Source organism: Mesorhizobium sp. (assembly GCF_004962925.1).
Taxonomy (GTDB): domain Bacteria; phylum Pseudomonadota; class Alphaproteobacteria; order Rhizobiales; family Rhizobiaceae; genus Mesorhizobium.
In genome coordinates, this window is sequence record NZ_SUEO01000224.1 from 257 (window position 1) to 10,439 (window position 10,183).

General features: G+C 63.7%; 10 protein-coding genes and 1 pseudogene. 5 read left to right on the forward strand and 6 right to left on the reverse strand.

Annotated features, from left to right (window positions below; genetic code table 11):
- The 4 genes and pseudogenes from E5W87_RS29775 to E5W87_RS29790 form a co-directional block, all read left to right on the forward strand.
- A pseudogene (locus E5W87_RS29775) lies at nucleotides 1-515 on the forward strand (helicase); the annotation flags it as partial.
- A 14-nt stretch (nucleotides 516-529) separates the two neighbouring features.
- Nucleotides 530-916 (forward strand): RNA-binding S4 domain-containing protein, encoded by a 387-nt coding sequence (locus E5W87_RS29780; protein ID WP_292405775.1) that lies wholly within the window; start codon nucleotides 530-532, stop codon nucleotides 914-916.
- A 149-nt stretch (nucleotides 917-1,065) separates the two neighbouring features.
- Nucleotides 1,066-1,404, forward strand: coding sequence for a ferredoxin FdxA (gene fdxA, locus E5W87_RS29785; RefSeq protein WP_095487362.1), 339 nt, complete (start codon nucleotides 1,066-1,068; stop codon nucleotides 1,402-1,404).
- A 367-nt stretch (nucleotides 1,405-1,771) separates the two neighbouring features.
- Nucleotides 1,772-2,353: a CarD family transcriptional regulator gene (locus tag E5W87_RS29790; protein ID WP_111544498.1), complete on the forward strand. Its 582-nt coding sequence runs from the start codon at nucleotides 1,772-1,774 to the stop codon at nucleotides 2,351-2,353.
- 97 nt (nucleotides 2,354-2,450) lie between these two features.
- Here the strand turns inward: E5W87_RS29790 and E5W87_RS29795 are convergent, their stop codons facing one another.
- The 3 genes from E5W87_RS29795 to E5W87_RS29805 all read right to left on the reverse strand — a co-directional run bounded on the left by E5W87_RS29795 (nucleotide 2,451) and on the right by E5W87_RS29805 (nucleotide 4,836).
- On the reverse strand, nucleotides 2,451-3,224 hold the full coding sequence (locus tag E5W87_RS29795; RefSeq protein ID WP_292405778.1) for an amino acid ABC transporter ATP-binding protein: 774 nt from the start codon (nucleotides 3,222-3,224) through the stop codon (nucleotides 2,451-2,453).
- Nucleotides 3,221-3,901 (reverse strand): amino acid ABC transporter permease, encoded by a 681-nt coding sequence (locus tag E5W87_RS29800; protein WP_292405780.1) that lies wholly within the window; start codon nucleotides 3,899-3,901, stop codon nucleotides 3,221-3,223. Before E5W87_RS29800 ends, E5W87_RS29795 begins: the two co-directional genes overlap by 4 nt.
- A gap of 161 nt (nucleotides 3,902-4,062) precedes the next feature.
- Entirely contained in the window at nucleotides 4,063-4,836 is a 774-nt protein-coding gene (locus E5W87_RS29805; RefSeq protein WP_292405784.1) for an amino acid ABC transporter substrate-binding protein, read from the reverse strand.
- 330 nt (nucleotides 4,837-5,166) lie between these two features.
- Here E5W87_RS29805 and E5W87_RS29810 point away from each other — a divergent pair, with 330 nt between their 5' ends.
- The gene (locus tag E5W87_RS29810) at nucleotides 5,167-6,030 is read left to right on the forward strand and encodes an RNA polymerase factor sigma-32 (RefSeq protein WP_292405787.1); all 864 of its coding nucleotides are present in this window, start codon (nucleotides 5,167-5,169) and stop codon (nucleotides 6,028-6,030) included.
- A gap of 140 nt (nucleotides 6,031-6,170) precedes the next feature.
- Here E5W87_RS29810 and E5W87_RS29815 read toward each other — a convergent pair whose 3' ends face one another.
- The 3 genes from E5W87_RS29815 to thiP all read right to left on the reverse strand — a co-directional run.
- A complete protein-coding gene (locus E5W87_RS29815; protein WP_292405795.1) occupies nucleotides 6,171-7,598 on the reverse strand; it encodes a M48 family metalloprotease in 1,428 nt (475 codons plus the stop codon).
- Between the two features lie 299 nt (nucleotides 7,599-7,897).
- On the reverse strand, nucleotides 7,898-8,671 hold the full coding sequence (gene thiQ, locus E5W87_RS29820; protein ID WP_292405790.1) for a thiamine ABC transporter ATP-binding protein: 774 nt from the start codon (nucleotides 8,669-8,671) through the stop codon (nucleotides 7,898-7,900).
- Nucleotides 8,668-10,183: thiamine/thiamine pyrophosphate ABC transporter permease (gene thiP / locus E5W87_RS29825; RefSeq protein ID WP_292405792.1), on the reverse strand; the 1,516-nt coding region annotated here is incomplete at its 5' end. The genes thiQ and thiP, both read right to left, overlap by 4 nt.

A 10,183-nucleotide genomic window follows, 5' to 3' on the forward strand; every position in this document is an offset into this window, starting at 1 on the left:
AGGCCGCTCCAGAGGTCCAGGCAGAGGCCGAGGAACCAAAACCCATCCTGTTGTGGCGACAGGGCCGCTTCGACCAGCGCCCGCGCCACCGCCACCATGACAACCGGCCCCGTGATAGGGACAATCGCCCGCGCAACGGACAAGCCGCGCGCGATGGCCGTGGCGACGCGCCGGCAGATGCGACCGGCGGACAACCGACCGGCGCACCAGGCAGCCGGCCCCCCCATGAAGGACGCCGCGACGGCGCCGGCAAGCCGCGCTTCGACCGCAGCAAATTCAAGCCCAAGGCCCAGGGCGAGGCGGGAGAGCGGCGCGATGGCAAGCCGCAGGGCGAGCGTTCCGATCGTCGCGAAGGCCGGCCTGACTGGAAGGGCGGCAGGCAGGACGGCAAGGGTGGCGCGCCAAGTGGAAAGCCCGCGTTCCAGCCGAAGCCTCGCGAGGAGCGTCCGGTGCGCTTCGACCCGGATTCGCCCTTCGCCAAGCTCGCCGCGTTGCGCGACCAGCTAAAGAAGTAAATCCGCTCGCTCCGATGGTCATTGATGCCCGCCAGCGCATCGACAAATGGTTGTTCTTTTCGCGTGCGGTGAAATCGCGCTCGCTGGCAGCCAAGCTGGTGGTGGCCGGACGCATCCGCATCAATCGCGACAAAGCAGCGCAGGCCTCCGATCTGGTCCGGGTCGGCGACGTCTTGACCATCACTCTTGAGCGGCGCATCTTCATCTGGAAGGTGCTCGGCACGGGGAGCCGGCGCGGCCCCGCAGAGGAAGCGCGCCTGCTCTACGAGGATTTGTCGCCACCGCCGGTGCCAAAGGGAGAGGCCGTTCCCGATGCGATTCCCGCGCTGCGCGATGCCGGCAGCGGCCGCCCGACCAAGAAGGAACGCCGGGAGACCGACCGGTTGTTCGACGACGACTGACGCATAACCGGGCTTAGCCGCATCGCCCCTCTGGAATTCCATTCCGGAACACCGGTGTCGCGCGCAATGGCCGCCCTTGCAAGCGGCGGATAAAGGCGTTACCTGACCAAAAAAGCCCAACAAAAAACGGGACGTCCCGGAGCCGACTGATGACCTATGTCGTGACCGACAATTGCATAAAATGCAAATACATGGACTGCATCGAGGTCTGTCCGGTCGACTGTTTCTACGAAGGCGAGAACATGCTCGTCATCCATCCTGACGAGTGCATCGACTGCGGCGTCTGCGAACCGGAATGCCCGGCCGACGCGATCAAGCCGGACACCGAGCCGGGCCTCGACAAATGGCTGCAGATCAACACCGAATACGCTGATAAATGGCCCAACATCACCGCTAAGAAGGAGCCTCCGGCCGACGCCAAATCCTTCGATGGCGAGGCCGGCAAGTTTGAGAAATATTTCTCCGCCGAGCCCGGCGAAGGCGACTGACAAGACCGCTGATTCAGCCAGCATAACGCAGCGTAATAGGCACGGCACATTAACCGCCTTGACAGGCGGCGATGACGCACGGCCTTCGCGCGTGCAGCAAAACCTTGATTCTTCCGACTTTTTGTGCTACATCAACCAAACATGCCGGTGACACAACGTCGATTTATGGCGCAAACGCCCCAAATCACTGAAAGGTGAATTTCTCAATCCGGACCAGAGTGATCTGGGGCAGGCGATCGCAAATTGTGCGGTTTGCCGGCCTCGGCTTTTCCGGTGGGTTCACCGTTGCGCGGCTAACGATCGGTTACCCGATTGCGCGAGTTCGGCCGGCAGAATGCCGGCACCACACCAAGGAGTTCATGGCGTAATGGCAACTATCACCCCGCAGAAGAAGTCCAGCGCAGCGCGTCACGGTTTCAAGACCGGCGAGTACATCGTCTATCCGGCGCATGGCGTCGGCCAGATCGTCTCGATCGACGAGCAGGAAGTTGCGGGCCACAAGCTGGAACTGTTCGTCATCGACTTCCAGAAGGACAAGATGCGCCTGAAGGTGCCGGTTGCCAAGGCGACCTCCATCGGCATGCGCAAGCTGTCGGAAGAGGATTATGTCGAGCGCGCGCTGAAGGTCGTGCAGGGCCGCGCCCGCGTCAAGCGCACCATGTGGTCGCGCCGCGCTCAGGAATATGACGCGAAGATCAATTCCGGCGACCTGATCTCGATCTCGGAAGTGGTGCGCGACCTCTATCGCGCCGACAACCAGCCGGAGCAGTCCTATTCCGAGCGCCAGCTTTATGAGGCGGCACTCGACCGCATGGCGCGCGAGATCGCGGCCGTCAATCGCATGTCGGAAACCGAAGCGGTGCGCCTCATCGAGGTGAACCTCAACAAGGGTCCGAAGCGCGGCGCCAAGGCCGACAACGAAGAAGCCGAGCAGGAAGAAGCTGCCTGAGCGCTTCTCACCCTCGAATTCAGAAAAACCCGGCCTTGCGCCGGGTTTTTTTGCATATCGGCATACCAAAACCGCTACGCACTTGGGGCAACATGCATTAATCGCCGCCGCCGCCTTCCTTCTCCGCCTCCTGCTTCAGCGTCGCGATGAATCGCTTGGTTCGCTGGCGCTCCGGATTGCTGAACAGAACAGCGGCGGGGCCTTTCTCGACGATGGCGCCGGCGTCGAGGAACACCACCTCCCGCGCGATCTTGGAGGCGAGGCGCAGGTCATGCGTCGCCATCACCATGGTGGTGCCCTCGCGGGCGAGCTGGCTGAGCACGTCGACCACTTCCTGCGCCAATTCCGGGTCGAGCGCCGAGGTCGGCTCGTCGCACAGCAGCACCTTCGGCGACGGCGCCAGCGCCCGGGCGATCGCCACGCGTTGCTGCTGGCCGCCTGACAGCGTCGCCGGCCAGGCATCGGCCTTGTGCACCATGCCGACCTTTTCGAGCAGAGCGAGCGCCCGATCGCGCGCCCTCGCCGTCGGCCATTTCAGCACCGTCACCAGCCCCTCCATGACATTCTCGATCGCGGTGCGATGTGGGAACAGCTGGAAATTCTGGAACACCATCCCCGTCTGTAGCCGAAGGCGCTGGATCGCCCTGCCGGAAACCTTGCCGCCGGGGTGGAATTCGAGCGCGTCGTCGCCGATGCGCACCGTGCCCGAAGTCGGGATCTCGAGCAGGTTGATGCAGCGCAGCAGCGTGCTTTTCCCGCCGCCCGAGGGACCGACAAGTGCGGTGACGCTGCCTTCTTCGATGGTGACGGTCACGCCCTTCAGCACGAGATTGTCGCCGAAGCGTTTCTCGATGTCGGTGAGGCCGATCATGAGCGTGCCTCCAGGAAGCCGCCATAGCGGTTGAGCCGCTTTTCCAAGCGCGTCTGCAACGCCGACAGCACGGAGCTCAGCGCCAGATAGAGAGCCGCCGCCTCGATATAGAGGATCAGCGGCTCATAAGTGGTGGCAACGATCCGCTGCGCCGCCTGGAACATCTCCGGCACGGTGATGGCGGCGGCCAGCGATGTATCCTTGACCAGCGAGATGAACGTGTTGGAGAGCGGCGGCACCGCGACGCGGCCGGCCTGCGGCAGTATGGTGCGCCGCATCGCCTGGCTCCAGGTCATGCCGATCGAATAGGCCGCCTCCCACTGCCCCTTCGGCACCGAGCCTATGACGGCGCGGATGATTTCCGATGTGTAGGCGCCGATGTTGAGCGTGAAGCCGATCAATGCGGCTGAAAAAGCGTCGAGCAGGATGCCGACCGAAGGCAGGCCGTAGAAGATCAGGAACAGCTGCACCAGAAGTGGCGTGCCGCGGAAGATCCAGACATAGAAGCGAACCACGGCGATCAGCGGCTTCGGACCGAACAGCCGGACAAGCGCCGCAACCAGTCCTACGAAGAGGCCGAATGCGAACGACAGCAGCGTCAGAGGCACGGTGAAGATCAGCGCCGCCCACAGCAGCGTGGGCAACGAGTCCAGCATCAATTGCAGCCAGTGCGGCACGAAAACCCTCCTTGCGAGATTGCCGCGCAAAAACCGACACGGCGGCATCGAGGCGCGACCATGCGGTCGTCATATCACGCAAAAAGCGGCGGCCGTCAAAGACGGCTCGCCGCGATACTTGCCATGCGGGCCCGGCAATCGGCCCGCTCCGTGAAATGCGCTTATTTCGAGACGTCCTGGCCGAAATAGGTGTCGGCGATCTTCTGGTAGGTGCCGTCGGCCTTGATATCGGCCAGTGCCTGATTGATGGCGGCGACCAGTTCCGGGTCGCCCTTACGCACGATGACGCCGGAATAGTCGGCGTTTTCTTCCTGCGCGGCGATCTTCACATTGGCATCGGGCTTGTGCTTCTTGAAATCGAGGAAGGACAGGCTGTCGTTGATGGTGGCGTCGGCGCGGCCGGTAAGAAGCAGCTGGATCGACTGGTCGAAACCGTCGGTGCCGACGAGCTCGGCGCCGTTCGTTTCGGCGAGCTTGCCGAAATTCGAGGTCAGCGACTGCGCTGCCTTCTTGCCCTTGAGGTCGGCAAAGCTCTTGATGTCGGTATTGTCGCCGCGCACGATCAGCACAGCTTTGGAAGCGATATAGGGATCGGAGAAATCATACTTGGCCTTGCGCTCCTCGGTGATGCCGACCTGATTGATAACGGCGTCATAGCGCTTGGCGTCGAGGCCGGCGATCAGCCCGTCCCATTTGCCTTCGAGGAATTCGGCCTTGACGCCGAGGCGCTTGGCGATCGCCTGGGCGATCTCGACATCGAAGCCGACCAATGCGCCCGAGGCATCATGATAGGTGAAGGGAGCATAGGTGCCTTCCGTGCCGACCTTAAAGACGCCGGCCTGCTTGATCTGATCGAGATTGGCGCCGGCATGGCCTGATGTGACGGCCAGAACCTGCAAAGTTGCGGCGGCGATAAGCGATTTAAGCCATTTCATTTTTCTGTGATCCCGTCCTTGGCCGGTGTCCGGCGCATTTGTCAGCGCCGGAAACTGACAGATGCAGGCTGGCAAATTAAGGAACCAGATTTCAAAAATGATATGCTTTCGAAATCCAATTCTCAAATTCACATCCCGTCACGCCAACCGACCGCGCAGCGACCGCCGCAACGAGCTTTCGACAGTGCAATCCACGCGACATCCGCGGCGGAACCATTCACCCGGGTGGCACGTTCTTGGCTGTTGTAGGGCGCGGCGTCGCCAATTCAACCACGATGCCAGCTCAGGGTCGAGCGATCGCACCGCAACGCCCGGAACAGGGAGCGTGGCATGATGGAAGGTACGGCAGGGCGAACCATGGTCCGCGCGGCGATGAAAGCCCCCTATCTCGAGCGCGATGAGGAGCATCTTCTCGCGCTGCGCTGGAAGGAAGACAACGACCAGCACGCGCTGCACCAGATCGCCATGGCACATATGCGGCTGGTCATTTCCATGGCCTCGAAGTTCCGCCACTATGGCCTGCCCCTGGGCGACCTGGTCCAGGAAGGCCATGTCGGCCTGCTGGAGGCGGCGGCCCGCTTCGAACCCGAACGCGAGGTGCGGTTTTCGACCTATGCGACATGGTGGATCCGCGCATCGATGCAGGACTACATCCTGCGCAACTGGTCGATCGTGCGCGGCGGCACCAGTTCGGCGCAAAAGGCGCTGTTCTTCAATTTGCGGCGCCTGCGCGCCCGCCTGGCGAACGGCGCCGAGCCGATCTCGAATACCTCGCTCTACCGCGAGGTGTCGGTGGCGCTCGGCGTCTCCGAGGCCGACGTGGCGATGATGGATTCTCGCCTTTCGGCACCGGACAGCTCACTCAACCAGCCGCTCGCCGACGATGCAGGCGCCACCGAGCGGATGGATTTCCTGGTTTCGGACGATCCTTTGCCAGACGAGGTCGTGGGTGACACGATCGATGTCGAACGCCGCTCTCTCTGGCTGAAAACGGCGCTCGGCGCGCTCAATGCCCGCGAGCTCAGGATCATCGAGGAGCGCCGGCTGAGCGACGAGGGCGCAACGCTCGAAGCGCTCGGCGAGGCGCTCGGCATCTCCAAGGAGCGCGTCCGCCAGATCGAGGCACGCGCCATGGAAAAGCTCAAAGTAGCGCTGGTGAAGCAGAATCCCGAGTTTCTGGCGACAGCCGCCTAGGGTGTGTTGAGATTCAGATCAGGCCGAGCCGAAGACGGTGGTTCCGAGAACCGGAGGGGGAGCGTACTTAAAGTACGTGAGCACCGGAAGCGAAGGAAACTGCCGTTTGCAGGCCGGCATCACCTGAATATCGACGCACCCTATCTGTCGGTGATGATCTTGACCTTATCGCCGGCCGAAACGGCAGCACCGGGCGACATCGCATTGAGCACCCTGAACAGGTCGAGCTTGCGGTCGACGCCGACCATCTGCGCGGCGAGCGAACCCATGGTCTGTCCGGGCTGCACCGTGACGACGCGGATATGCAGCGGCTTCAGTGCCGCTTTCTCGGCCGCGCTCAGGACACGGAAGGAGCCGCTGACCGAGCGCGCCACGGTGTCCAGCGAGGTGCTGGCGGAGGGTGCCGCGGTCAACAGCCGGTAGACCTGGCCACCGGCGCGGATCACCGCGATGTCGAACTGCCAGCCCTCGGCGCTGGCATGCGCCGTCGCCGCCTCGTTGCCGTTGATCGTTTCCTGGCGCACGCTGCTTTCGTCGAGACCAGCCACCCAGCCGCTGCGGATGTAGTCGGTCAGCGGGCGGCTCTTGTCGATTGAAACGCCGTCGAAGCGGATCGCTATGTCGCCCGGCCCGGTCGCCGTCACCGCCGCCGCCGAGTTGTCGATGATGAAGCCGCCGGGCACCGAGAACGACACGCCGAGCCCCGGATGCAGGAAGGTTTCGCCACGCACATAGCCTTCCTCCGGCGTGTCGCCATAGAGCAGGCCGTCTATGCCGGCGAGGAAGGCGTCACGGTCGCGCGTGCCGACGCCAGGCGCGCCGAACTGGCGGGCATGGCGCTGCGCCAGATCGATGCGCTGCGGCGTGTTGGGATGCGTCGCCAGGAAGTCGAGGCTGGCATCGGTGGCGCCGCTGATCGAGCGGAAATCGGTGTAGGCCGACATGGACTGCAGAAAGCGGCCGGCGGCAAAGGGATCGAAGCCCGCCTCGCCGATCGACTTGATGCCGATGCCGTCGGCCTCCAGCTCCTGATTGCGCGAGAACTGGGCAAGCCGCAGCTTGCCGCGGATCAGTGCCGCCTTGGCGGTCGGGCTGTCGCCGAGCACATCCGAGACGACCTTGGTTGCAAACCCCTCCTCGGCCTCGAGTTGCTGGCGCTGCAAGCCGTGGTTTGCAGTGACGTGGCCCATCTCATGCGCAATGACCGCGGCGAGCTCGGCCGAATCGTTGGCCAGCGCCAATAGGCCGCGTGTGATGTAGAGATAGCCGCCCGGCAATGCGAAAGCGTTGACGTTGGGCGAATTGAGGATGGTGATGCGGTAGGTTTGGGTCGGGTTGGCCGACACCACGGTCAGGCGGCCGACGACCTTGGCGACCATGCGCTCGAGCTTGGGATCGGAATATTCACCGCCATAGGTGGCGAGGATACGCGGATGCTGCGCCTTCGCCATTTCGGCGAGTTTGCTGTTGGCGGCGACATTGTCGACTGTGATCGGTTTGCTGGAAGGCTGGAAGCCGGATTCCTGAACGTCCGGGGGCGTGAACATCTGGCAGCTTGCCAGCGCCATTGCAAAGCCGGCCAGCGCGAGGAAGCGCGCCAGCGGTTTCCTTCTCACTCTGTCGGTGCCGGTCGGCAGAACAGCTTCCTTTCGGGTCTCGGCACATGACCCCGAAAATCGGGCATCGATTTTCAGAAAGGATCATGCGCAAAAATCAAACTGCCACAGTGTCCTTCGCGCCCACGAGCACGCGCTGCACCGTAGTGGCAAATCACAGCCTGTGCCGGACCAGTATCGGAGGACCTAGCCACACTACTTTGACCAAGGCAAGCAAACGCCACATCGCCTGAAGCCGGTTTGGCCGTAAATTATGTCCGCTTCCGGGCAACATCTCGTGATCCCTGGCTAAACGGACCTGCACCGATATAACGCCGGAAGGCTAACGGTCCAGCCTTGGTGAAAAAATCGGCGACAGCGCCCGTCGCGGCTACCACGCCATTGTCCAGGAATACCATGTCCTGGCCGATACGGTGGGCGTCTTCCGGCTGATGCGTGACGAACAGCACCGTCATGCGCCGCTCCGCATGGACGCCGGCCACCAGGTCGAGCATGTCGTCGCGCAAGGCCGGCCCGAGCGAGGCGAACGGCTCGTCGAGCAAAAGCACCGGCCGGTCGCGCACCAGGACGCGGGCGAGCGCGACACGCTGCCGCTCGCCGCCGGAGAGTTCGCGCGGCAGGCGCTGTTCCTTGCCGGCAAGGCCGACGCGCTTGAGTGCCCCGGCGATTGCCACGTGGTCGGCCTCAGCCAGCCTGAGCGACGGCGAGCGGCCAAGGCCGACATTTCGTTCGACCGAAAGATGGGCAAAGAGATTGTTCTCCTGGAACACCATCGATACTGGTCGTGCCGAAGGCGGTTTGGCGCCGACATCGGCGCCACCGATCAGCACGTGGCCCGATCGCGGCGTCTCGAAGCCGGCCACCAGATTGAGCAGCGTCGATTTTCCCGAGCCGCTCGGCCCCATGATCGCGGTGATCTTCGAGGCGGCGAACTCGACATCGAACAAAAACGGCGCTTCGCCATAGCTGAACGAGACCTTTTCCAGCCGCACAGCCGTGCCGTTTTCCGTACTGTTGAGCGTCATGTCTTTTCTCCCCGCCCCAGCCGGTCCGCGGCCAGGACAAGCGCGAGACAGACTAGGCCGAGCAGCAACGCCAGGCCTGCGGCATCCATCGTGCGGTAGCTGCCCATGCGCGCCAGCAAGAGATAAGGCAGCGTCTGCAGGGAGTCGCTGCCAAACAGGGCAATAACGCCGAGATCACCGAGCGACAAAGCCATGGCAAAGGCGAAACCGGTGGCGAGCGGCCGCCGCAGCGACGGCCAGTCGATCAGCCGGAACCGGTTCCAGCCCGAAATGCCAAGCAGCAAACAGAGCCGTTCGTGGCGTTCGCTCGCCGCATCATAGCCGGGGCGAATAGCGCGGACGGCAAACGGCATCGCCATTACCGCATTGACGGCGACGACCATGACAGGGGCAATTGCAAAGACATCGCTGACGGTACGCAGGAGCAGGAACCAGCCGGCACCGATGACGATGGGCGGCACGACGAGGACGAAGCCGGCGCCGGTATCGGCGGCATGTTCGAGCAGCGTCTTGACGCCGACGCGACGCCTCAAGACCAGCGCCCGTCGTGCCATGACGAGCGACAGCGACAGCGTCACTGAAAGCAGCGCCGCCAGCAAGGCGAGCACGGCGCTGGTCAGCGTCGCTAGCCGCACTGCGCTCTCGCCCGCCAGCCGGCCGAGATCGGCGCCAAGGCCTGCCGTCACCGTGGCCGCCATTGGCCCGACGACGAACAGCAAAGCTAGAACGATCACTATAACGTTCAGCACGGTCTCCGCCGTGCCCGCCGAAAGATACCGGCGCTGCGCCACCGGCAGGTTGGCGTCGCCGACGGTGTTGGCGCCGAGCCGCATCAACGCCAGCACCACGACGAAAGTTAAGGCGATCTGCAACAGCGTCAGCGTCACGGCGCGGGCAGGATCGAAATCGAAACGCAGCGCCTGGTAGATGGCGACCTCCAGCGTCGTCGCGCGCGGCCCGCCGCCCAGCGTGAGCACGATGGTGAAGGACGTGATGCATAACATGAAGACAAGCCCGGCGACCCCCGGCAGTGCCGCGCGCAGCGTCGGCCATTCGATCAGCCGGAAGGCGGGTCCGGCGCCCATGCCGAGCTGGCTCGCCAGCCGCCACTGGTCGGCCGGCACTGTCCCCAGCGCTTCAAGGAACAGCCGCGTGGCCAGCGGCAGATTGAAGAAGACATGGGCGACGAGAATGCCGGACAGGCCGTATATGCCCGGCCAGCCCTGACCGCCAATCGCGGAGAGCACGCCGGCGAAATAGCCGGCACGGCCATAGAGGGCCAGAATGCCGAGTGCGGCGACGATGGCCGGCAGCGCCAGCGGCACGGCAAACAGCTGCAGGATCAGGCCGCGGCCAAAGAACCGCGGATGCCGCGACAGCGCCCGTGCAACGAACAGCGCCGGCACGACCGACAATAGTGTCGACAGAAACGCTTGCCATAAGGTGAAACGGACAACGCGGAAGAGATAGGGATCGAAGGTCGACGCGGCGCCGGACGGGTCGCGGGCGCCT